This is a genomic window from Methanobrevibacter sp., assembly GCF_045130115.1.
Lineage (GTDB): Archaea > Methanobacteriota > Methanobacteria > Methanobacteriales > Methanobacteriaceae > Methanocatella.
On sequence record NZ_JBGUPC010000055.1, the window covers coordinates 14,761 to 41,379 of the forward strand.

14 protein-coding genes are annotated in these 26,619 nt (G+C 30.2%); 6 read left to right on the plus strand and 8 right to left on the minus strand.

Going from position 1 to position 26,619, the window contains the following annotated elements:
* The first annotated feature begins 19 nt into the window (after positions 1–19).
* The 5 genes from avs4 (at position 20) to ACJMML_RS09545 (ending at position 8,410) form a co-directional block, all read left to right on the plus strand.
* Entirely contained in the window at positions 20–4,693 is a 4,674-nt protein-coding gene (gene avs4, locus ACJMML_RS09525) for an AVAST type 4 anti-phage nuclease Avs4 (RefSeq protein WP_405307090.1), read from the plus strand.
* Between the two features lie 96 nt (positions 4,694–4,789).
* A complete protein-coding gene (locus ACJMML_RS09530; protein ID WP_405307091.1) occupies positions 4,790–5,338 on the plus strand; it encodes a hypothetical protein in 549 nt (182 codons plus the stop codon).
* 150 nt (positions 5,339–5,488) lie between these two features.
* Positions 5,489–6,307 carry a pseudomurein-binding repeat-containing protein gene (locus tag ACJMML_RS09535; protein WP_405307092.1) on the plus strand — a complete coding sequence of 273 codons (819 nt, stop codon included), beginning with the start codon at positions 5,489–5,491 and terminating at the stop codon, positions 6,305–6,307.
* Between the two features lie 217 nt (positions 6,308–6,524).
* Positions 6,525–7,013 (plus strand): hypothetical protein, encoded by a 489-nt coding sequence (locus ACJMML_RS09540; protein WP_405307093.1) that lies wholly within the window; start codon positions 6,525–6,527, stop codon positions 7,011–7,013.
* Between the two features lie 290 nt (positions 7,014–7,303).
* Positions 7,304–8,410: a tyrosine-type recombinase/integrase gene (locus tag ACJMML_RS09545; protein ID WP_405307094.1), complete on the plus strand. Its 1,107-nt coding sequence runs from the start codon at positions 7,304–7,306 to the stop codon at positions 8,408–8,410.
* A 21-nt stretch (positions 8,411–8,431) separates the two neighbouring features.
* On the opposite strand, the gene ACJMML_RS09550 is transcribed toward ACJMML_RS09545, so the two are convergent.
* The 7 genes from ACJMML_RS09550 to ACJMML_RS09580 form a co-directional block, all read right to left on the minus strand.
* Positions 8,432–8,824, minus strand: a complete 393-nt coding sequence (locus ACJMML_RS09550; RefSeq protein ID WP_405307095.1) for a type II toxin-antitoxin system VapC family toxin — start codon at positions 8,822–8,824, stop codon at positions 8,432–8,434.
* Positions 8,825–8,827: 3 nt separating this feature from the next.
* The gene (locus ACJMML_RS09555) at positions 8,828–9,106 is read right to left on the minus strand and encodes a hypothetical protein (protein ID WP_292847652.1); all 279 of its coding nucleotides are present in this window, start codon (positions 9,104–9,106) and stop codon (positions 8,828–8,830) included.
* 245 nt (positions 9,107–9,351) lie between these two features.
* Positions 9,352–9,663 carry a DUF2149 domain-containing protein gene (locus tag ACJMML_RS09560; protein WP_405307096.1) on the minus strand — a complete coding sequence of 104 codons (312 nt, stop codon included), beginning with the start codon at positions 9,661–9,663 and terminating at the stop codon, positions 9,352–9,354.
* Positions 9,664–9,669: 6 nt separating this feature from the next.
* Positions 9,670–10,308 carry a MotA/TolQ/ExbB proton channel family protein gene (locus ACJMML_RS09565; RefSeq protein ID WP_405307097.1) on the minus strand — a complete coding sequence of 213 codons (639 nt, stop codon included), beginning with the start codon at positions 10,306–10,308 and terminating at the stop codon, positions 9,670–9,672.
* Positions 10,309–10,598: 290 nt separating this feature from the next.
* Positions 10,599–16,919: a chitobiase/beta-hexosaminidase C-terminal domain-containing protein gene (locus tag ACJMML_RS09570; protein WP_405307098.1), complete on the minus strand. Its 6,321-nt coding sequence runs from the start codon at positions 16,917–16,919 to the stop codon at positions 10,599–10,601.
* Positions 16,920–17,099: 180 nt separating this feature from the next.
* On the minus strand, positions 17,100–19,982 hold the full coding sequence (locus ACJMML_RS09575; RefSeq protein WP_405307099.1) for a PKD domain-containing protein: 2,883 nt from the start codon (positions 19,980–19,982) through the stop codon (positions 17,100–17,102).
* A 517-nt stretch (positions 19,983–20,499) separates the two neighbouring features.
* Entirely contained in the window at positions 20,500–21,636 is a 1,137-nt protein-coding gene (locus ACJMML_RS09580) for a hypothetical protein (RefSeq protein ID WP_405307100.1), read from the minus strand.
* Positions 21,637–22,267: 631 nt separating this feature from the next.
* Between ACJMML_RS09580 and ACJMML_RS09585 the strand changes: the two genes are divergently transcribed.
* Positions 22,268–24,274, plus strand: coding sequence for a right-handed parallel beta-helix repeat-containing protein (locus ACJMML_RS09585; protein WP_405307101.1), 2,007 nt, complete (start codon positions 22,268–22,270; stop codon positions 24,272–24,274).
* 188 nt (positions 24,275–24,462) lie between these two features.
* On the opposite strand, the gene ACJMML_RS09590 is transcribed toward ACJMML_RS09585, so the two are convergent.
* The gene (locus ACJMML_RS09590) at positions 24,463–25,914 is read right to left on the minus strand and encodes an ATP-binding protein (protein ID WP_405307102.1); all 1,452 of its coding nucleotides are present in this window, start codon (positions 25,912–25,914) and stop codon (positions 24,463–24,465) included.
* Positions 25,915–26,619 lie beyond the last annotated feature (705 nt).

Below are 26,619 nucleotides of genomic sequence, written 5' to 3' on the forward strand. Positions count from 1 at the left end.
TTTTTATCAAGGTGGTTGAATGGTTGACTGGGCTCAATTTAATGTAAAAAATGAAGGTAATGAATCTAAAGCTTTTGAGGAAATGATTTATCTTTTATTTTGTGAAAAATATGATAAAAAAGAAGGGATTTTTGGTTACTTCAATCAAAGGGGAATTGAAAAAAGACCTATTAAAGTGGATGATGAATGTATTGGTTTTCAAGCAAAGTTTTATGAAACAAAATTGTCAGACCATACTTCAGATTTAAAAGAATCAATTAGACTTGCAAAAAGAGATTATCCTGATTTATCTAAAATTGAATTTTATATAAATAAGGAATATGGCCAAGGCCGTAAAAATGGTGATAATAGACCTGATGAACAAATTAAAGTGGAAAATTATGCTAAATCAAAAGGTGTAAAAATTGAATGGTATTTAAAGAGCCGGTTTGATGTGATTCTATTTCAACCTGAAAACCAAAGAATTCATGATAAATTTTTTGGTAAGGAAAAATCGTTTTTGGATTATATTGAAGAGTTGATTATTTATTCAAATTCATTGTTTGAAAATATTAAAGACAATTTAACACTTAATGAGAATGTAATTAAAATTAATAGGGATTCATATATAAATGAAATTGATGAAAAAATATCTGAAAATGATTGTTTGTTGATAAATGGAACTCCTGGATGTGGCAAATCTGCTTTAGCAAAAGAATATTTAAAACAAAAGGATAGTCCTATTTTAATGTTCAAACCAGAGGATTTTGATGTAGATAATATTCAATTCTTTTTTAATAGATTTAATTTGTCTTTAAATGACTTTAGGGAGTTTTTCAATGATTTTGATGAAAAATTTATTTTAATAGATTCTGCTGAATTAATAGGTACTTTGAAAAATCAAATTGTTATTAATGAGTTTTTAAAATTGATGATTCAAGATTCTTGGAAAATTATTTTCACTTCTAGGATAAATTATTCTAATAGTTTAAAATTGAATCTAAAAGTAAATTTTAACTTTAAAGTCGATGAAATAAATGTAAAAGAATTGTCATTAAATGAGTTAAATAAATTATTTGAAGATAATAAATTAAAGTTACCAAATAATATTAAATTTAAAAAATCACTTCAAAATTTGTTTTATTTAAATGCATATTTATCTAATATTAGGAGTATTGATTTAAATAATGAAAATGAAATTAAAAATGTGTTATGGGATTTGATAATTAAAAAATCACATTATGAATATGGGAATGCCTCTAATAAAAGAGAGGAATGTTTTCTAAAGTTTATTGAAAAAAGATCCATTAATCCATACTTTAAATTTGAGATTGACAGTATTTGTCAGGAAATATTAAATGATTTTCAAAGGGAAGGTATTATTAGTAATATTTCGGATAAGTATTATTTTTGTCATGATATCTATGAAGATTGGGGTATGGATAGAATAATTAATAAAACTTTTAATGAATCTACAGGAGATTATGAAATATTTTTTAAACAAATCAATGATTCAATTAAATTTAAAGTAGGTTATAGAAAATGGTTACTGTATCGTTTAAATAATAATTATGAAAGTATTGTTGAATTTTTAGATTTTATTATCCTTGATGGGCAATGTGGGGAATCATGGATTGATGAAACTATCTTTACAGTCGTAATCTCAAATAAATTTGAATTACTTTTGAAAAAATATAAATTTCAAATAGTAAATAATGAGTATATCTTAAAAAGATTATTATATTGGTTGCAAACAATTTTTAGAAAAGAAAGTGATTCTGAGTTTTCAAAATTGGTAAAAGAACATACAAATAATATTATTTACAAACCTTATGGAGCTTATTGGAGTATTTTTATTTTATTTTTATATGATAATTTGGATAAATGGAACAAATCTCAAATCGAAATAATTGTACCTTATTTATTATACTGGAATCAACATTATTCTGAAGGAAATACTACCAGAAAATCTTCATTAATTGGATTAAAGTTTTATGAAAATTTGGAAGAAAATGAATACTACAATGTGGATAAACTTAAAAATGATTGTATTTCCATTATCCTTTTAGGTTCAAAAGAAATTAAAAAGGAACTTGAAGAAATTTTAAATAATGTATTATCAAATCATTGGAAAAAAAGTCGAAATCCTTATTATATGCTGTCTATGAGGATATTAAGTATGGAAAATTATGGGAATATATGTGAAATTTTACCTGATACCATATTAAATTTAGCGAATTTATTTTGGATTGATGATAATGAATCGGAATATTATTTTTCAGAATATGAAAGAAGTTTTTTGATAGATAAAAATATTACTTGGGAGTATGTTTATGCAAGTCCTTTAGAAACTCCTATTTTGTACTTATTAATGTATAATTCACAAAAAACTATAGATTTTATAATAAATTTTGTAAATAACTCCATTGGCCATCATGTTGAAAACTATCCTACTGAAAAGGATAATTCATATCGTATTAATGAAATTGAATTAGAAATTGATGGAATAAAAAATAAACAATACATCTCAAACTCTCTGTGGCAATGTTATAGGGGATCTGGTTCTCCAGTAATTCCTACATTGTTAAAAATCATTCACATGGCATTAGAGAAATTTTTGCTTAAAGAATGTGAAAATAATAATTTTGATGATGTTGAAATAATATTGAAGGAAATTTTACTCAAATCAAAGTCTGCATCATTAACTGCAGTTGTGAGTAGTATAGTATTAGCATATCCGGATAATTTCTTTGATATTGCATTAATTTTATTTAATACACTTGATTTATTTATATATGATACAATTAGATGGACTCAAGAATCTGAAGCTAAATTTTTATGTACAATTGCACCATTTAATAGACAGTTTTTGGTTCAAGAAAGATTGGATGCATGTAATCAAAAATTTCGTAAAATGAATTTGGAAGGTTTGATTATCACATATCAATATATTAGACGTGAAAACATTTCTGAAGATATTTTTAAAGATAGACTTGAATCTATACAAAAGTTAATTGATAATAATTTAGAAGAGTTAAATTCTAAAAATTTAGCTCAGGAAGATATTTTAAGGTATAGAAAAGTATTGTCTAGAATCGATCGAAGAAATCTTAAACCAATAAAGCAAGAAACTGATGAAGGTTTTCAAATATCTTTTGAGAATGTTAATGAGGATAAAGATTTAAAAAAAGATTCAGAAAATTCTTTCAAGGAGGTTAATGATATTTTTAAGTATGTTGATTTAAGTAATTGGGTTGATGCAAAAATAAATAATGAGCCTATCCCTGAAAATCTTTTAAAATATGATGAGGATATTAATAATGTTTTAGGGGAATTAAATCAATTTATAATTGATTTAAATGAAAATAACTTAAAATTGAATATTTATGTGGATAATCTTCCAGTAAGGGTTTCATTTTGTTTGTTGAAATTTTATTCTGATTCGTTAAAAGATGATGATAAAGAATTATGTAAAAATATCATCATGAATAATATATGTGTTCCGTTGTTTGACGAACATTATTTTTATCAAATTTCAGATAGATTGGATATTGGAACCGATGCTTTAGTTTACTTGTTTGATATATTTCCAAATGATAGATTAGAGTTTATGGTAATTTTATTGTTGATTTTATTAAATGATAATAAAATTGATGCAAGTAATTATTTTTCATCTTTTTCAGTTATTGCCTTGAGAAAATTATACATTCAACACTCAAATTGTGTTAACAGTATTTTATGTTGTTACTCTAAGTTTAAAAAAGATTTTGATGATATTTATATTAAAATAATACGAGAAAATAGGAATTCAAATATTCATAATCTTTTTGCATGGGCTGTAGAGAAATTTTTAGATAAATATGAAAATGAATTAGAACTCATTATGGATTATAATGAATTTGAGTTTGATAATTTAAATTTAATTTCATCAAATGTAATTTTTCAAACAATTCCTGAAAACTCAAATGATGAATTGCATTTGGAGTTGTTTAAGTTTGTTTCCCAACTTTTTGCAAATGATTTGTTTGATAAGGATTCTCATTTAGATAGTTCTAAATATTATTTTGTTAGATATGATTTTTTAATGAGATTCTGCAATGTAATCCTAATGAATAAATCGAATTTGAAGGAATATATTTCTCCCTTTTTAAATCAGTTTAGAATAAGTGAAGGTGCATATGAATTATTTAATTCATTTGTAAGTGTTGTTAGAGATGATGTTATTGTTGAATTCTGGGATATTTGGTGGATGTTTTTAGAAAAGATATTGGAGAATCATGAAAATAAGGGGAAATATTATTTAGAAAAGGTATTGACCAAATTTGTTATAAATTATCAACTAGAAAATGATTTTGAGTTGAGTGAGGATATTGTTGAGATAGAAAAACAGTTTTACAGGAGAGTTTGCAAAGAACTTGGAGAGTATGAGTTTATTTTAAATTCCATTTCTAAAATAGTAATTAAAGATAAGTTCATTTTATCAGGGTTAACTTGGATAAAAATCATATTGGGTAAAAGTGATTTTAATAATGTAGAAAAAGGAACAATTAGTAACTTGGAGCATTTTGTTAAAAAATATGTTAGTTTAAATTCACAAAATATAATGAAAGATATTAAAATTCAGAATGATCTTTCCTTAATTTTAGATTTTTTAATTAAAAATGGTTCCAATGATGCATTTAGATTAAATGAATGGTTGGTGTCATTAAAATAAGTAATTTTGATAAATTTGATAAATATTATAATATTTTTCAATTGATTGTTACAAAAGAGTTTTAAATTATAAATCTCAAAAAGAATCTTGATTGTTATGTTTTCAATAGATTCCACAATTATTGCAGCATTAGTAGGTGCTTTTTCAGCATGGGCTTTGACGTATTTCACAGAAGAATATAAAATTTATAAGAAAAAGAAAGGAGCATCAATTATTCTAAAATCTGAAATTGAATTGAATCTTACCAATATAAAAAACTTTAAAAAATCATATTTGAATGTTACTACAAAAGAATTGTATGATTCAGGGACTTTAGAAGATATATCAAATTTTTATTATTATTTAACCAAGTTTCCCATAATAAATCATGAAAATTGGGATAGGTTAATAAACTTTGTACCTGATGTTTATGATGATTTTCAAATCAAAAAAGTCATTGAATTTAATAGTAAATTAGATAATTTATTTGATGAATGTAAAAGATTATCTGAAAAGGGAATGCCTAAAGTTACTTATAGTGCATTTTTGTTATATGAATTGGAACCTGAAGATTATGAAATTACTATCGGAGCTTTTGAATCTTTTGAAAATCAAATCAGGAATACTATTGAATGTGGTGAGGACTTATTAAAATCAATAAGTTGATATGATTAATAATTTTCTTTTATTTTTTTAGAAATTGGGTTCTATGGACATGTGATTTAAGAACAAAAATTAAAAATTTCTGCATGAATTTTGAATAGTTTTAATAAGTTTGCAATAAATATATTAGCTATTATATATAAATAATATAATATGTCAGATAATAAAAAAGATAATATTAGTTGGACAAGCTTTTGTCAGGCCATGAACTCCATATGTTACTGGTTGATTCAAAATAAAAAGAAATACAAAAAACGTGACTTTTATCAGATACTAACATTGAAAGGCAGCTGCACAGATATAGAAAAGAAAGCAAAGAAATTAGGAAACGATAAGCTGGTGTCAATGTATACAATGGCATTAATTAAAGACAACAAGTCTTTGGATTTCCTTCCAAACTATGTAATACTAAAGAATGGAGAGAAGATTGATAAGGCTGAATATGTTGACATGGCCATAAGGACAGAAGCATACATTAGAGCAAATGGAAGACTTCCAGCTATTGTATACAGGATGTCTAAACTTCCTGATTATAATGATTCCACAATGAAGCTATTTATCAATGTATTTGACTTCAAAGGAAATACAATAGATGAAGCATTAGCTATTATATCAAAGAAGAAATTATACAGCAAATATTTCGATTCACAAAAAACAGATAAGAAAACCATTAATGATGCTAAATCAGGTAAAGGTTCCAATTGTGTAGACTGGGGACAAGTGTATTACAGAATAGCTAAATCATTAGGCTATGACGTGCAGTTTGTCCATGTTAAATGCCGTGTAAGTGGTACTGGTCATATCAGATTAAGACTCAAGCATAAAAAACATACTGGAGGAAACTGGATTAACAGAGATCCGGCTGCGGTGGCAGATACAACTTCAGGTAATGTTAGATCCATCTGGTGCGATGATGGTTACCTTATAGCTTATGATCCATCATGGATATTCACAGATTTATATTCAAGTTAACAGTTAATGTTAACTTATTTTATTTTTACATTAACGATTAGCTTTAGTTATTTCAAACAAAGTTTTTAAAACTGTTAAATAGAATATACGGAATTTAAACTAATTTATCTTATGAATTTTTTTTAAAATGATTACTAATCAAATGCTCTCACATTTTCTTTAAATACCTTCCATAAAAGAAATATTAATTACCCACTCATGGGAGGTGCATATAAAAATGATTCATAAAACCGACAGTAGTTTATTAAATTGGATTTATAAGTATGTAGTTGACTTTACTCTTGAAAACGACAAGTCAGGATTGACCTGGGAGAGTACAAATAAGGAAGCGTTAAGTTTCATGAGCCGCATTCCCAAAAAAGAAAAAGTTCAAAAATACGGAGTATATGCAGCCAAAAGCTATCTGTTTTCAGTGATTGAATTCGATGATCTTAAAGAGGGTCTCGAAAATGGATTAATCTCTGAAAAAACATGCAAGATGATTTACACATGGAACAGTGAGGTCGGACGTGAAAACTGGGATATGGATGATGTTATGCATGCATTATATCCTGCATTCGGAAGACACATAAGCCGAAATTTCTTTTATGCTGCAATTAAAGAGTTAGTGGATCTTGGAGTTATTGAATGTGTCAATCCCAAAGAAGTACATGGCAGAATGTATATAATAACCGAAAAGGGTGAAAGAGTACTTGGACTGCGATAATTCACTATTTAAACTGAAATAACATTAACACTCACCATCAACTATTCAAAAACCACATCCAGAAACCATTGCATATATACGCCAGTTCAAAAAGCAAAACCAAAACCAAAAACGTCGCCGTTAATGTCAGAACCATTCCATTAAATCGAAAGTAAAATGCTAGCTATTGATTATATTAATCATATCTTAATGGAAACAATAAATTTGTATTATAGTGTACTTAACATAAATTGTTAGTTTTGGCTCTTTTCAAAAATGTTTTTACAAAGACTTTATGGAGCTGAAAAACTATGAAAAACAATGAACTTTTAAAAGCAATATCTGTAACCTACAACCATTCACCGGGCACACAAAGACTGTATGTCTATGCACTGGAGAAATACTCCACTTATTTTGAAATGGACTTGGATGAACTTTTAACTGAAGCGGAAAGCGAGGAAAACAAAGGGGTTAAATGGAAACATCGCAGAATCAAAACCCGACTTCTTGAATTCAGACAATACCTTTTGGAAAACTATGCTTTAAACACTGTTAAATTAGTTATGATTAATGTCATCAAGTTCTACAAGTTCTATGATGTGGAAATCTATGAACTGCCCAAAATCAATGAAAAATCTGTCCAGAAACCTCAGCCGATTTATTTCAGCGATCTGCCGGATAAGGAAATCATCAGAAAGGCCTTGGGCATTGCAAGTCCAGTCATGAAGGCAGCAATACTTTTTATTGCATCCAGCGGTTGTGCAAGAGCAGAAACACTAAGTTTAACAATACAGGATTACATCGATGCACTGTCAGAATACCTTCCACGAAGAGATATGAATATCTTTGAGGTTATTGATTTGATTGAGGATGATGAGACAGTCATTCCCACTTTCAACATTCGCAGAAAAAAGACCAACAAGTATTATACTACTTACTGCAGTCCAGAGGCAGTAAAAGCGATAAACGCACATATATTATCACGTAGCGATAAGGTAACCAACGAATCCAAACTCTTTAAGATGGGCGTCAACTATTTCACCCTCAGTTTTCAAAGAATCAATGATGATTTGGGTCTTGGAAAAATCGGACCCTACAACAGATTCCGAAGCCATATGCTTAGGAAATTCCACGCATCTGCACTATATAATGACGGCATGAGTCTCGATGACGTCAATGATCTACAAGGTAAAGCCAAAAACAAGACAGATCAGGCATACTTCATGATAAACCCTGAAGATTTGAAATACCAGTATATCGAACATTTGTCTGCTGTAACCATCAGCACTGAAGTCAAAAAGCTGCATGTCAAATCGCCTGAGTTTGTAAAAATAGAAAATGAGAAAAACGAACTGATGCTGGAGTTGGACAGGCTTAAGTTTGACATTGACAGTCTTAAAAGCAGGATCGGGAAATAAATATTTCCCATGCTATTTTTTTTATAAGTAGATTCTTCTTATTCCATTGATTTTGTCAAAGTCAGAATCGAATGACACTACAAGGGAAACATTGTTGTCCATCATTGTCTTTAGGATTGTGCAATCGGAATAGTTAACGCTTAGATTATAATACTTAAATAACTTAAAGCTTTCATCATAATCATCATCTGTTAGGAAAACAACCTTATCCAAGCCAAGTAATGCATCCATTATCTCATCAAGTTCAAGTTTATGATTGTTCTTTTTCAGGCTGTTGAGTACCTCAACCAGCACGGTATTGTTTATCAGTTTTCTTTCCCTGTCGATGACCGGCCTTAGCTGATGCGCCTTTTCGTGATAGTCATCGTTATCAATCATCAATCCGATTAAATATGTGCTGTCTAAAAATATCATGTTTTACCTGTAGCTGTTTTTCTTTAACTCAACGCTGTTTGTCGGCACATCAGAGTGCAAGACCCCATCCAACTTTTCCAGGTTCTTGTCTCCTTCAGGTTTGTCAAATGACAGCATTGCTTCAATGTCGCTGATGCTCATCATATTGCTTGGGGTGTCATCTTCTTTAAGGCCTTTTAGAATATACCTGTTTGCCAAATCAAATTGAGTTATTCCTGTTTCAGCACTTCTTAATTTCAGAAGTTGCTTAACCTCTTCATTAATCCTAATTGTTGTTGCCATTCAAAATCACATCCGAAAATCTAATGTATATTTGTATACTAATATATTTCTATAGTAATATATTAATCTTTTGGAAAAATAAAAGATAGGGAAAATAGTTGTGTTAATCTACATTGACTTGTGAAAAAAGTTACAGTTTAAAAATAATATTAAAATAATTATAATTGTGATTAATTAAAAAATAAATTATATGATTAAGTGTTAAAATAATTAATCATGAAAATAAAATAAATAAAAGGTTGAAGTCACGCCTCAACCATAATTAATTTTCCCGTTGCCGGATCCTTATACACCTTACCCATTTCAGTGTAACCCTGACCTGAAGAGTTACTGGTATCAGGTGCTTGGTCTAACTGTTGACCCTGATCGATTTCAGTGGTCTGCTGTGACTGCTGGATAGGATTATCATCAGTTATCATCGCCTGCATATTCCAGGAAATAATAACAAACACAAGAAATCCAACAGCAATTACAAGCATCGCATCCACCAAATTGGAAGTACCGGCCATAGGGTCTTCTTCTACTCTTTGACGTCTTGCACTTTTTCTTCTAACCATAACACATCAATCCATATAATCCAATACAGCATCAGACAGTGCATCCAAATCAGCAAGGTATCTGTCATACCAGGACTTTCTGATTTTACCTAAAACGTAGCACAGTGCACCTGAACCGATACCGACAATAGTAGTGTTAAACGCCAATGTAAGAGAAGTTGCAAGAGTGTTGATATCCCCCGCACCTAGTGCGGCAAGTCCCGGACCCATTGGAATCAATGTTCCCATCAAACCCAGTGTCGGGCCGATTCTTGTAATGATATCAGTTTTGTTTAAGTTCTTGTCAATGCGTTCTTCTTCCATTTCAACTAATCGTCTTGCTGCCGCTTCACGTGAAGACTTTTTCATTGAATGAGTGTCTGAAATTTTAGTTAAAATCCTTTTTTGCAAATCAGGAATATCAGACTGACTGACAATAACCTGCAAATGCTCGATTGAAGTTGCATTACTGATTTTAAAAATCAAATCATAAATATCTCCAACCTTAACCTTCTTGTTTTTAAAATACTCAGCTATTATTTCACCTAAAAGGAATAGTGAAGCCACTACAATGATTAAAAGAATAATTAAAACAGGTACTGTTAGACTTTGTGAGATAACATCCATTGCAGAAGAAATTAAAGTATCACCAGGAAAAGAAACCAAACATATACACCTCCACAATTTGTTTATTTTAAATGAGAAAAAAGAGAAACAAAAAAGAATTTTGTTTCTTAAAATTTCCCATAACGTGTTTAAAAAGTTTTATTTTAAAACCTTTTTCCCTTTGTTTTATTTTCACATCATTTTTTAAACCAAACAAAATGTTCAGCTCATTTTATTATTAATTGAGGAGAAAAAACCATTTAAAAAAATGTCCATGTAAAATTCAACAGTCAGATTCCCACAAGTTGTGAGAATCTGGGAAAGTAAAATTTTTTACTTTCTCTTTACGCTTAAATTTCATCACCATCCTTTTTACCCCTTCTATATCCATAACCTAAAATTATGAAGATAGAGAATAAAATGACAGCTTGTACAGATTGCCAATTGTTTTCCTTAATATTAATTACTTTTGAAACTTCATATGCGTTTACAGATTCTTCAGATGAACCACCAGACTCAGAACCACCTTCAACAGTATCAGAATCACCTTCGGCTGCAGCTTCCACACCTACAGATGGGGAAGTGCCTCCAGTGGTTTGGATGAGATTGTTTGCATTACCTTCAATTTCACCTTCACGGCCGTTAATGTTGGAACCGCCATGACCGCTGGAGCCATGACCATTACCTGAACCCTGACCGTTACCGGTGCCTGTTCCTTGACCATTACCATTGCCGTTACCATCACCATTTCCATTTCCACTGCCATTACCATTTCCATTGCCCTGAGAATTTCTTCTCTCAAACTCTTTAATAGCATCAGCAATGCTCGGGATGACTGGGTCAGGATTATTGATAGCTTCACCAGCTTCATAACCAGAATCTTTATCTTTATTTGATGAAGAATAACCTTCTGTAATTGGAATATCAAATGCAACAGATTTTTGAACCTCAGCAGATATTTTAGCAACAACTGTAGTTATAGCAGAAGACGTATCGAATGTTGCAACGGCTTCACTGTCTTTAAACTTAACAGTCTGTGAAAAGCCACCAGCAATAAAAGTGACATCAAACTCAGGAATATTGGATAAATAATGACCATCCAAACGATTAATTAATCTTAATCTGAAAGATGAATCACCGACACGATCAACAACAAGGTCAACCTTGCCTTCACGATAAGATGTTGCACCACCTTTTCCATGGTAACTGTCAGAACCATCCAACAAATTGTAACCATATCCTTCACAACTACCATCAATATATCCCTGATACTTTCTAGCTTCCCATGCACGATGCTGAAGCTTGATTATAACATTATCGATTATAATAGTGTTTCCTTCATGTACATTGCTTGCACCATGTGAAATCTGAATACCATTATAACAATGATTAAAGAACTGATCAGGTGGAAAATGATACTCATAAACATAATCGGCCAAATTATAAATTGCAACTTCTGATTTAAAACTCTGCAAGTCACCATCATGTGAATGTAAGTTTTCAATGGTGTTTTCTATTATGGATACATTTTGAGTATAACCCATAAAGTTAACTCCATTATAGCAGCCATCAATCAGGTTATGAGTGATGTTCACATTGGAATATCTGTTTGATAAAAGAATCGCATCACCAACACCCTCATAAAAAGTGTTATTGTCAACAATAACACCATCAGTATTGTGATACAGCCTCAAACCAAAATAACCATAATTAATAACATTATTACAGACTGAAGTATTTTTAGAATTATCAATCAAAATATTGTTGGCTCTACTGTCTTTTGAAGCAACTGTATTAGTGAAAGTAGTTTTTCCATACTTATCTGTTATAAATGTTGCAGTAGACATCTTATAAGGGTCAAGACCATTATTTTCAATTAATGAATTTGAAATAACAGTATTCTCTGATTTATAAACCCAAATACCATCACTATAACAATTTTCAACATCAACACGATTCAAAATAGTGTTCATTGAATTATCAACTAAAATACCTTCATTTGAACTATTAACTGTAGTGTCTTGAATAAAGGTGCCAATACTATTTAAAACATTAATTCCAGTGGAATTAACTGCTTCAACAATTGTGTTTCGAATAGTAACATTTGAAGTATCTTTGATTAAAATGCCTTCAGCATTCGTGTTTTCAATTACAAAACCATTTAAAGAAGAACCATTTGCCAAATCAGTAAATGTTAGAACTGGTTGAACACCATTACCAATAAGTTTAGTGTTATTTGTAGTGATGATGTTTAATGGTTTGTTAACTGTGAAATTAGCTCCATAAAGCTCATCATAATCAAAGACAAATTTACTACCTTCTTCAGCATTATCCAACAGTTCCTGGATTTTCTGAATCAAAGTAGAATTAACCTTATCATTAACATTAATGGCATCACTAATAATGAAGCTGATTGAAGTGACATTACCAACATTACCGGATTCATCAACAGCAACCATACTTAAAATGCAATCAGATTCAACCGCAAACTCTTCATGGTAAACTCTTTTTGTTGAGCTATTAACCGGATTGGAACCGTCAACAGTATAATAAATTGTTACATTGCTTGTATCATCACTAGCATTTAAACTAACAAATTGAGTGGAACTGAAAATTCCCCCATCTGTTTGAGTATTGTTAATATAAGCAACAACATCACTAGGCGGAGTGATATCCTGTTTGATTACAGTGATTGTTGTGTTTCTTGCAAGATTCATGCCTTCATGTTCAACAATCAAAACAACACGATACTTACCAGAATTATTATATGCATGTATTGGATTCTGCTCAAGAGAATATGAACCGTCACCAAAATCCCAGAAATAACTATTATTTCCTTTTACAGACAAATCAGTGAACTGGACAGTTGTTTCAGTATTGTTTACATGTTCCCACTTAAATTGGGCTGCAACATCATTAAAAGCAAAAATACCCTGATTTGTAGTAACAATCAAAGTACCATCATTAGACAATGTTGGACTTGATAAACTAGAAGGATTACCATACTTGCCAGTTAACGTATAATTCCACAACTGCTCACCATCCAAATTAAAAGCATAAACAATATTATCCTGAGTCAAATAGATAACTTCATTTCCACTAATCAATGGTGAACTTGAAGAATAAAATGCATAGTTAATATTTTTACTCCACAAAATAGCCCCATTAGAAGCATTAACTGCCACCAATCTATCTTCACTACCAATATACAATATCCCTTTATAATAAGTAGGAGTACCTGAAACAGTAATTTTATCTAATAAATTACATTTCCATTTCAATGTTCCATTAGGATAATATGCTCGAATAAAATATTGAACAATATTTTCAAGATAATTAGTAGCGTAATGTGGTTGATTACATACATAAATTATACCATTCTCATCAATACTGACAGAAACTTTAGACTGCCTCAAAACATCATCAATGCCATGAGCCATCAATAAATTCTGTTTATATTTTAAGGTTCCATCAGGATTCACGGCTATAAATTCATGACTTTCAGAAACTAAATAAATAGTACTATCCGAACCAATTGCAGGAGTGGATCCGCTAATTAAAGGAATACTGCAATTCCAAATTAAAGTTCCATTCTTTAAAGAATAAATGTTAGATGAAATATCACTACTGGTTATTGCATATACACTACCATCATTAGCAATTTTTATACTAGAACCAGTATTATAATCACCTAAAACATATTTCCAAAGCAAACTTCCATTAGGTGAAATACAATAAACTGTACTATTCATCCAATTACTAAAGTAAATATTCCCATCCAAGCCTATTGCTGGTGTGGAAATGATTTTACTTGTGGTACCATATCTCCAAATAACTAATCCTTGGTTATTTAAGCAGTATAAATAACCATCATCCCCTCCAATATAAATATGGCCTTTATTATCAATTACAGCCGAACCGGAACTAATTATATCACTAGACCATCTAGTTAAATTAGTATTAGGACCAATATAATCACTAACTCCAGAATTGTTAATATTTCCCTGATATTGACTCCAAATTGAATTTGAAGTTTGATTAACCTCACAATTCTTTAGATAATTAACAGCAAAAGAATCTGTGTAAGTATTTATTGTAACAGCCCCGTATACAGGATAATTTCCAGAATATCTTTCAATGCAACAGAATAAAAATTTTGTAGATTCATTTACATAAAATACATGTGAATATTTCACACGATTAGAATTGGATTTATCATCCGGAGCACTGCCATCTATAGTATAATAAATTTCACCATTGGGCAAACATTCAATGAATACATCTGAAAAAATTGCTTCACTAACCAGTAAAAGATTAGTTGTTCCATATGAAAATAGTGGTCGATTACCCATTTTATCAATAGCAGTATAATGAACTGTAGTTGAATTATCAATTGTGAATGGTTCTTTATACATTAAACGGGTATTACTATAACATGGATTACTGCCATCCAAAGTATAAAATATAACTGCTTCAGAATCATCACACTCAATAATAACTTCGATTTCATCATCAAAAGATGTTGTTGGAGTGATATAGGTAATAACTGGAGCAACATTATCGGTATCAATGAAAAGTTGATAATTCTCATTATCAAACTTAATATTCATCTGACTAACATCACCAGTCAAATAACCCCAAGTAAAAAGCAATTCTTTAAAACCATCTTCAAGAAAAATATTAAAATCCACATCATTAAAAGTAAAAGTGTAATTCTTATTCCAAAGATGTCCTAAACTACTTGTATCTTCACCTAAATTATTATGTGTCAAATCAATAGTTAAATTGTAATAAGTAACTCCACCAATCCATTTATCAACAGATAAATTATGTTGAGTAACATTTAAAATTAGCCAAGGTTTCATTTTTGAACTAGATTCATTAACAAAATAAACATCATAATACTCATTAGGTATTATCAAACTACAATAATAAGAAGGATTATTAGTTCCCCACCAATTATTGGAATAATCAACATTTTCATTAGCAATTAAAGAAAAGTTATTATTGCAATAAATATTATTAAAATGGATATCTGCATTACCAAATGCTTTAATACCAACATCATTTTCCTCAATAAGATTTCTAGTTAGATTTAACTGACCATTATCCTGTTGTATTGCTATATTACAAGAAGAAAAATTACAATAACTGATTTTGGAATTTCCACAATCTTGACTATACGCAACATCACAAGAAGAGAAATTACAATTGATGATGTTAGTTGTTCCTTGATTTTGTTTGATGGCGACATCACAAGAAGAAAAATTAGAATTATTGATTATTGATTTTCCACCATTAACAATAATACTTCCGTTTGAAATATTACACTTTAAAATATTTGCATTGGATTGTAAAACAGTTAAAAAAGAATTAACAAAAATATTATTTTCAAAAAATATATTTCCTTCATCCAAAATCATATTTTTATTAGTAATATTTGAGTTTTGAATTGTTAAACTGGAATCGTCACTTGTTTTCAAAATAATTTCACAATCCCTCATCAAAATATTATTAATAACAACTTGTGATTCATTAATGACATTAATTGCTGGTTTAGAACTGTTTTTAGGATTAATTGAAGCATTAATGAAATTCAAGGTTACAGATTTATCAATGATTAAATTTTCAAAATGATTATCCGTGAAATAATTACTAAAAATAGCAATTATATCCCCATCAGTTGCAACATCAATTGCATCTTGTATGGATGAAAATTCCATATCAGTATTTTGAATCTTACAAACAGAAACAGGTAATGAAAAACTATAACTACTTTCCATATCATTATTAGAAACCGTTAATGTGATTATATAACTATTTGCTTTGAAAGTATGTGTTGGATTTTGATTATCACTATAATTTCCATTACCAAAATCCCATAAATACTTATTAATCACACCCTGAGACAAATCAGTGAAATTAATTCTGATTTTACCATCAGAAATCTCATAGGAACCAATAGTGAAATTAGCAACAATATTATTGTTGTAGATAATATTGAAGTAATCTATATATCCTAATCCATAGCTTTGAGTAATATTGAGTGTATGGTAACCTGTGAAGTTAGCTAAATCTAATCTCACTTCTTTCCATTGTTTCTTACCTAATCCAATATTATTTTGAATATTATAATTATCTAAAAACACATCATCAATATAAATATCAATTGTTGCATTTTCTGTATTAGACATATACCAGAAAGAAACTGAATCGATTGTATCGAAATTAATAAATTGAGAAATGTGACCATCAGCAGATAAACTAACGAATTTAGTTCCACTTTTGGAGTTAAAAAAGAACTCAGTTATACTCACACCATAACCATCCCATCCATTTAAACCTTCTTCAAAATCAGGATTAACAATCGGACTATTAACCACATAATCAGAACCCTCATCTAATAAACAATTAGGTGAATCCTCTGGACTAGATAATTGTGGATTATCCTCAACTACAACAGTATTGTTAAAATCTGTTGTTGGATTGGCTAAGATTGGTGATTGTTCATCATTATCATAAGAATCATCCATAAGCACTGTTTCATCTAAAACATCAGTATTTGTAATACTTGTTGTATTGTCTTGAGTATTAGCTGAAACCCCACCTATAGATACAAAAGCAATTAATATCAATAAAAATATTAAATACTTTTTTTCATTGTTTATCATTCTCTATTTCTCCTTTTCACGTAACGAAATTGAAAAAAGAAAAAATATCATATTTTTTGGAGTACTTAGGACTCAAACCTAAAAATATTATTTGTGTACTCCATCTAACTATTAAAAAAATAAAAAAGAAAAAAAGAGAATGAATAAATACGTGTTTCAAATAATTTATTCTCTCTTTTTTTATTTAATAGTCATTTTTCCTTTTTTAGTTATTGCTTTGTATGCTTTATCACCTGCGAATTTTACAGTGTAGGTGAAAGTACCTTTTTTAGTTAATTTGGTAACTTTAATTGTTGCTACACCTTTACTGTTGGTTTTAGCTGTGTAAGTTTTACCATTAACTTTTAAAGTAATCTTTTTACTTTTAAGTACGGTGCTACCTGATTTTAAAGTGATTTTAACCTTTTTGGTTTTTACTTTAGCTTTGAAAGATTTTTTAGGAGCTGTAATCTTGGTAGCTTTTTTACTTACAACGACTTTACTTGTACTGATGGATGATTTGTATGTGTCATCACCTGCAAAGGTTACTGTAGCATAGTATGTACCTGCACTTGAATATATAACTGGTATTTTAGCAACACCGTTTTCATCAGTTGTGCCTTCTTTAACTACGCCATTAATGATGACTTTAACTGTTTTGTTTGCTAAAGCTGTGCCGTTAGCTTTGAGAGTTACTTGGATGTTTCCATTAGTTAATGCTTTAATATTTAAATTGTTTGCAGTAACTGTTGTGGAAATTAACTCAGCAGATAAAGTTTGGATTTGCTTTTGAGCATCACTTAACTGTGTGGTTAAGTTATCTGCTTTTTGATTAGCATCTGCAAGATCTTCGGCCAATTTAGTGGCATTAGCCTGAGTTTCATTTAACTGAGTAGTTAAATTCTCAACTTTCTTATTAGCATCATCAAGTTCACTAGCTAACTGACTAGCATTAGCCTGAGCATCAGCTAATTGTGTTTCTAACTCTTTAATCCTGTCTTCGACTTTAAATACGTTTACATCCAATGTGTAGTCTTGACCATTAATTGTAAATATTGCTTCATCTGATGTTAATGTAGATGTTGTTAATGTGAACTCCCCAATACTATTTTCAACATTGACTGCACTAGCTTTTCCTAGTTCAGTGGAAACAGGTAAACTAAATTTAGGTAAAACACCTAAAGCACTTATGTTTTCACCTTTACTGTTAAGTGTTAAATCAACACCGATAGTATAGTTTTGTGCGCTGGACAATGTTGTTTCGTTACAGTTGAGAGTTAATACTAACCAAGCAGGCTGTTCAGCATTTGGAGCATAAACATCAACATATTCATCAGAAGGAACTGTACTGAATGATGGCATCATAACTCCAAACCAGTTATTGGAAGCATCAACAGTACCCACGTAAGCTAGTGAAACCTTATTGTTATTGTAGATAACATTGAAGTTAATGTTAGCTGTACCGTTAGTAACGTTTACACCAATGTTGTTGTCAGTGATTATGTTACTGGTAATATTTGTTTCTCCTTCAGTTTGTGTGATTGCTACATCATTTCCTGATAAAACATTATTGTTAATTTTGGATTTACCACCATTAACTTTAATTCCGCCATTAGCAATATTATTGTTAGCAATAACAGCATTAGCATTTGTAACAGTTATGAAACTGCCATTAAATTCATTGCCATCAAGTGCAATATTACCTGCATTTAAAGTGATATTAGTATCTGCAATGTTGGATCCTGTGATAGTTAATTTAGATGAATCATCAGTACTGAAACTATTAGCGCCAGCAATATTATTTACAGTAACTTTTGCACCATTATTAACATTAATATTTCCATTTAACTTATTGCCATTAAAGTTTAAAGTTAAATTTTTATCAATAGTTAAATCTTCAGTCGAATCATTTGGAATTTCAATAGTTGCACCATCAGTTGCATTATTAATTGCATCTTGGATACTATCATACATTTTTCCATCAATTGTTGGGAAATTTAATGATAAAGTATGTGTTTGATTAACAAAATTTTCCCCATTATAAACAGTTAAAGAAACATTATGATTTCCTGGTTTAAAAATATGGGTTGGATTTATAAGATTACTAGTAGTATTGTCATCAAAACTCCATAATATTTTGTTAATTGAACCAATTGCGGTATTTATAAAGTTAACTGTTACATTTTCTCCGTCAACATTAGTATTATATGTGAAATCTGAAACTATTTCATTATTATAAACTACTGCAAAATCATCTAAATATAATCTTAAAGGAGTGAATTGACCACCAGTGGACAGTTCAAATAAATTAATACCCTGAATATCATGAGTATCAATTGTTACTTCTTGCCAACATGATTCATCAGCAGTAGGGACATTTTCAATAATATTTCCTCCAATTAATGTAGTAAGGTTGTAATTAAACCAATTTAAACTTGCATCTAAAGCATAATATTTAAAAGTAACTTTATCAATATAATCAAAGTTTAGGTATTGAGAAACCCAAAATCCATAATAATTACCTGACAAAAGTAATGATCTAGTACCATTAAATATAGATATTTGACCATCTGGACGTTTGCCGCCATGTGCAGCACCACCAGTTACATTCCAACCATACACATCAGCATAAGTATCTAACTTTCCTTGTTCAAAATCGGAGTTAATGAAAGGATTAACAACAAAATTAATATTGGAAAAATTAACTATATTATTGGAAGAAGAATAATTTTCATTTCCTGTGAAATTAACTGAAACAGAAAAATTACCAGTTAAAGCACTGAAAATAATTTGACCATTAATATCAGTAGATTCATTAATAATTTCATTGTTATCAACCCTATAATTCATAGTAACATTTGGAATAACTTTGTCATTTTCATCTTTTAGAGAAATAACAACAAAACCGGTATTTAGATAAACTACTGAAATAGTTGTATTAACTGGATCGGTTTCTTCATCGGTAGGTTCATTAGTATTTACTGTAAAGTCATCTATTCTTAGTTGAAGTTTTTCATTATTAACTAATTTAAATACATGTTCTCCAGTTAAAGAGGAAGTATCTACAGTAAATTGTTTCCACACTCCATCACCAATACCTTCATCATCAGTAATAGTTTTTAAAACTACATCATCAGAAAGAATGTTAAAATTAACTTTATTTTGTGCAGAAGATGCCCAAAAACTAATACTATAAATAGAATCAAAATTCAAAGTTTGACTAATATATTTATTCGCTTTAGTAGTTTGCAAACCCTGAGAACCTGAATGAGCAGCAGTTGAAGCAACAGTAAAATCACTATCCCAACCATCCTTACCATTCTCAAAATCAGGATTAACAATACTGCTAGAATCATCGACTCCAATAGGTTCATCTGAAACACTATTTAATTCAATATTTTCATCATTAATTAAATTATATTCCAAATCATCTTGCAAATAAGATTCTGTTAAAGTTAAATCATCAACATCGCTTAAATTTGGATTATCTAAAATTGATTCGTTATTTTCTGCATAAGCAGAATTCATTATAATTAATAATAAAAAAATTAAAAAAAATAATGTTGAAATTTTAAGTTTCATTTGAATCAATTTAATTAGTTTAAGGATATCTAACTAATCCGGTGTTATTTATATCCTCTGTAATCTCATAATAAAATGCGGAACTTGTATAACCATAAAATGTATTATTAATTAAGCTAATAATCGCATCATCATCAACATCAAAATTATTACCTGCTAAAATTGCAAAAGTAGTGTTTGAAGTAGAATTAACAGTATTATTTAACATTTTAAAACTGATAACATCAGGGTGATTCATACTAATTCCAGTTGTTACACCAACAATTGTATTATAATTTAATTCCACATCTAATCTACCATTAGTAGCTGCTTTTTTACCAGCAAATTCTATACCAACACCAGATCCAGTTATATCATTATTAGAAATTACTCCTTTATAATTTCCACCAAAGAACATTCCATATTGTCCTCCAGTAATTTTATTTCCTGAAACGTTTGATGCTACAAAATTAGCCCATGTAGTATCATTCATTGTATCAAAGTTTACTAATGAAATTCCATCTCTTGTAAATCCAGAGATATTATTATCAGTTATTGTTAAATTTTCATGTATTTGGAAAATGTTAATTCCATCTTTTCCACCAGTGATTGTGTTGTTTGTGTAAACAGAATCATATACGTGGTGTCCATAAATTGCTGCTGCACCTGAGTCTACATTTATTATAAAGTCTTTAATTACTATATTGTGTGAATTTGTTACTGTGAATATGTCATGTGTTCCATCACCATTTAATGTTGCTCCATTACCCCATAATTCAACATTAACATTACCGGTTAAATCTAAAGCAATATTACTATAGGTTTGGTTAGCAAAATTAATTATAACTTTATTTGAAGAACTTCCAGTGTCAATTAAGTTATCAATAGCACTAGAACTATATGAATTATTGATACTATAAGTAGTTGTAAGTCTTGTTGGCTCTACTACTTTTTCGCTTTCAACCGCATCATCTACTGGATCATCGTCAACATCGACTTCGTCGATGACAACCTCCTCAGTAGGTACATCAATGTCAGCTGTTACATTTTCTTCTGCAGATACTGAACCCACTGCGAAAATGACAAGGACTAACATTGCCAAAATTAGAGTAAATCTTTTATTTAGCATAGGAATTCCTCTTTTTAAATAATAATTTTTATTAAGAATGAATACCATAAAAAAGAAGTAGAGGTTTAATATAAAATTATATTTTAATTAACTTTCTAACTTTAATTATGAATTATCAATTCATTTCGGATTTTTTTACATAATTAAGGAGGAAAATTATAAAATGTCTGCTAACATTTTTAAATTAAATTTTTTTTATATTTTACCTCTTAACTTATTTTCTTATCGATATTAAATATTTCTTAATGGATGTGAAAATTTCTGCACATCATTTATTATATAACTCGAATTGCATATTTAAAATATTCGCTTTAATTTTTCATCTGAGAGCTTAAAATTCAGCATACTGCAAATGAACACTTTCGGGGGAGGGCGTTCATAAAGTGCTTAAATGACTTTTTAATCACTAAATAAATGAATATAATTTTAAAAATTAAATAAAAATTGAACAAAGTAATATCAAAAAATAACAATAACCATTTAAAATACACCAACACTAACATATAAAAATATAAAAAAGATTATAATAAGTTTTATATTGAACAATTAAACTAATATATTAACTGTAGGCAAGAGAAAATGTCACCTCGATATGAATTTGCAAAACGAGAACAGGCCTAACATTACTTATCGATATTAAAAATCTCTTAATATAAAAATTATTCGGAGATTATATAAAATGAAAATAAAAACAATCGGCATACTTGTCATACTTGTGATATTAACAATTTCATTAAGTGCAGTTTCAGCCGAAAACCAGACAGATGTATTAACATCAGACATTGATGTAAATGGAACAGACACTGTCTCCATTCAAAACGCAATCAACAAAGCAAATGATGGAGATACAGTAAACTTAGGAGAAAACAAAGAATACTCGATTAACGAGACAATTTCAATAAACAAAAATATCAACATTGTTGCAAATAATGTGAGCATTAACAGCATTAATCAGAATCATGTTGTTGAAATCAGATATACCGATAGCGTATCAGTCAGCGGTATCACTTTCAATAACTTAAATCCTTTACCGGATTATGGTGGAACAATTCAGGGCCTTGCAATCTATTCACAGGCAAACAATAACCTGTTAATCACTGACTGCAAGTTCATTAACTACTCTTCTGGAACCTACCTTTCAAGTACAGATTCATCAACAATTAAAAACTGCTACTTTACAGGTACAACCACAGCGGTAAAAGCAGGAACAGAAGCCGGTACAAAGGCAATCAACCTGATGGGATCAAAAGGTATCCGAATCATCAACAACACCTTTGAAGGTCAAGTACTGGATGGCGTGAGCATTGCATCAACATCAGGCAACGTCCTTGTTGAAAACAACACCTTCATAAACAACACATACGCAATCTTCTACGGTGGCGCCTCAACTGAAGGAAGCAAAATCAGAAACAACCGCTTCATTACCTGCGGTTACATCAACACTACCTGGTACAGCAGCTACCTAAGCCAAACATTCCGGGTATACTATGATGATTTGCCGTTCATCAGCCTTCAGAAGGCATCGGACAATCTTGAAATCATCGGAAACACTTTTACAGTGCAGGACAACAATATTGTCATCTTATCTGAAGCTGAAAACAAGGAGCATGGTTATCCTTCAAGCATCGGAGCAATAAACATTACAAACAACACAGTCCTTAAAGCAAATGACAATGTGAACGCAAAAAGCGTGACATTCTACTATCTCAAAGTCCTTGAAAGCCTTTCACTCTCACCGATTGGAGATATCGTCATCAAAAACAACAATTTCACTGACATCAGTGACATTGACACTTTCCATCTGGAGTTTGCATCCATCAAAAGCGGCGATAACTCAATACTCATACCAAAAGCAAAAACCGATACTTACATGACAGTCACATATGTAAAGGACGGCCGTGTAATCATTGCATTATTTGACATTAATGACAAGGAAATCATCGGCGAGAAAATCACCTACCGCGTAAACGGCGGAGATGAAATAACTGATGAAACAGACATGTACGGTCACATATACATTAACGGCTTAAGCGGTGAAAATAAGATTGCCGCCAAATTTCAAGGAAGCGACAGATACATTAAAAGTGATCTGCAGACCACCATTCAGGCAAGTCCAACACAAACAGCCACCGGCATTTCTGCAGGTGCTTTAACTGTTAATGCAATCAGTGCCAAAGGCAGTGCATATAAGTTTACACTTAAGGATGCAACAGGTAAAGTTTTAGCAAGTAAAAGCGTAAGCATAAGTTTCAACGGCAAAATCTATACTGCAACCAGTGACGGCAATGGAATTGTAAGCTTTAGCCTGCCGACAAATGTGGCCGGAAAATATGCTGTAACAATGGCATTTACCGGTGATTCAAGTTATAAAGGCAGTGTGGCAACTTCCACTATAAACATTGTAAAACAGACAACCAAACTTACTGTAGCTAAAAAGACCTTTAAAAAGTCAGCAACAAAAAAAGTGACTGCTGTTTTAAAGGACAATGCAGGTAAAGTCTTAAGCGGTAAAAAAGTCACCATGAAGGTTAACGGTAAAACCTATACTGCAAAAACAAACAGTAAAGGTGTTGCAACCTTTAAGGTTAAACTGACCAAAAAGGGAACCTTTAAGGCAACAACCAAGTTTGCAGGGGATGCATACTACACTGCAAAGACAACAAGTTCAAAAATCATAGTAAAATAGTTTTTAATACTATTTTACTTTTCTTTTTTAAAACGTAATCCCTCAAAAATAATTTTGCCCTATTTTAATTAAAAATAGGAGTAATTAAAATAGTAAGTTAAGGATAATCTATGAGAAATATTAATCATAGAATTAATTTAAATATCCCTCATGTAATCCCTCAAAAAGTGGTGAAATCCCTCATTTTTCTAATAATCTATTGATGTATAATAGACTCTCCTATTCTTAACAAAGCGTTTAATCAAATTGTTTTCAATCAGTATTGTGAAATCTCTCTCAGCAGTGGCTCTTGATTTACCATATAATCTTTGATGATCATCATATGATAAAACCATATTGTCATTAGTGATTTTTGTTAAAATATCAATTTGACGTGCATTTAATCCAAAATCTTTCAAGTTAACAATACTGTCAGTACCTGAAGATAATTCTTGCCCATCCTTTCGTTTAAACACTACCTTAAACGAATCATTACCTTCACTGAATTGAGGTTCATCCAACCCAAATTTAAGCATTTCATCAGTCATCTGAGATATTCCACGGCCGATGTGCTCCATGTAATTTGTCTTATAGAAAATTTCACATATCCTTTCGTTTCTATGGGCAATACCCTCGTCCTTTTTAATGTCTTCAATCGTTAATGGATATTTGAGTTTGCCCGGACTTATTATTTCTATGCGGTCATCGAAGATGTAGAATTCGATAAAGCTTGATGTTCGCTCATAGTTTCTGTGTGCCAGTGCATTGATGAATCCTTCACGAACCGCTTTTATCGGATACTCATCGACATTTACACGATTGAATCCGTCAATGTAAAATCCTGAATTCGTATGCCTTCTGAAGAATTTTTCAAATTCCTTAATGCATTTTAAAAGGGAGGCATGCAGGTCTATCCTGTCTATTGCATCAAATTTTGTGATTCCTTTAAATCTCACCATTTTAATTTCATGAGACAGGAATTTGTTAACGTCATTGGCAAAGAACAGTGCCCCTGCATTGTTTAGATGAAATTCGCCGTTTACCACTTCACCTGCACCGATTCTCTCAAGAGGAAATGACTTATCGCTCATGTCTTTTAGTTTATTGTAGGAATCATCATCCTTTAACAAATCAAAAAACAAATCATAGGCTTCACTGTCAACATCATCAATTGAGGAGTTTAATATAAGCTTTTTGTCAAAGTTGTCATTTTCCTTTTGACCCATTTCAATGAATTTGACAAGACTCTTTTTGATTTCATCAATTAACTCAGTTTCATCATCAAAAAATGAGTAGGTGTTGTCATCCCGGATTTTTAAGATGAATTTTTCGCTTTCTTCATCCCTTTTATCAGTGTTTTTTATATAGAAAAAGGAGTTTTGGTTGGATGCATGAAATTCATCGTATTCCTCTTCGGTTGCGGATAATCCGGATTCTTTGATTGTTCCGTACTCCGATCCGATCAGTCCAATATAGATATCTGATTTTCTGACCGCTTCAAGATAAGTGTTTACTGGAGACTGTCCGAAGGATGGTGATTCTTCAAATATGAATGGTTTAAAAAATGATTTTAAAAAGAAGTCTTTTTCAAATTCTTCATATATCAATTGTCGATATTCTGCGAATTCTGTTTGATTGCTGCTGATAAAAACCTTAAACATTAAATAACAACTCCGACTTATTTTTTTAAGATGCGACCGACTGGAATATTATATATTAATATATACTACCAATTATATAAAATTTTTGATTAATCTCAAAGCAAATGACCTTAATTTAAAAAATTAGGATAATTACACTTAAATATAATGAAATAAAGTCAATATTGAACTCTAAATAATTAAATATGGGTATTGAAAAAATTAACGGCAAACTCACTATATCCAACACGACCCCAAAGTTTAACATGAATATTCAAAATAAAATTATATGACAAACATTTTGAAAAAAGCCAAAAAGTATACTATAATCCAAACATATTTGGAAACATAGACAAAAAAATAATCCGAAATCAGCATTGATGATTAACTAATACTTATCATCTGCTCTCTCGCACTTTCTTTAAATATGTTTAAAGTAAGATTAATTATTGCCACTCAAAAATATTTGGGTGGTTTCATTTGGTAATGGCTAGTTGAATTATTATGGAGGTCAGCTCGTTGTTCAACTTTTTTTCTAAAAAAAACTCCATATTAATTCAACTAAATCTATTTAGGCCTTTAATTCTTATTTTTGAAATCTTAAACATTTATACTGAAAACATGCTGGCCATGAATTTTATAATGATAATTTTATATAATTGAAATAATAAAATATTATATTAATTATTATATACAGGTTGTAATAGCTATGGCCAATATAAATAA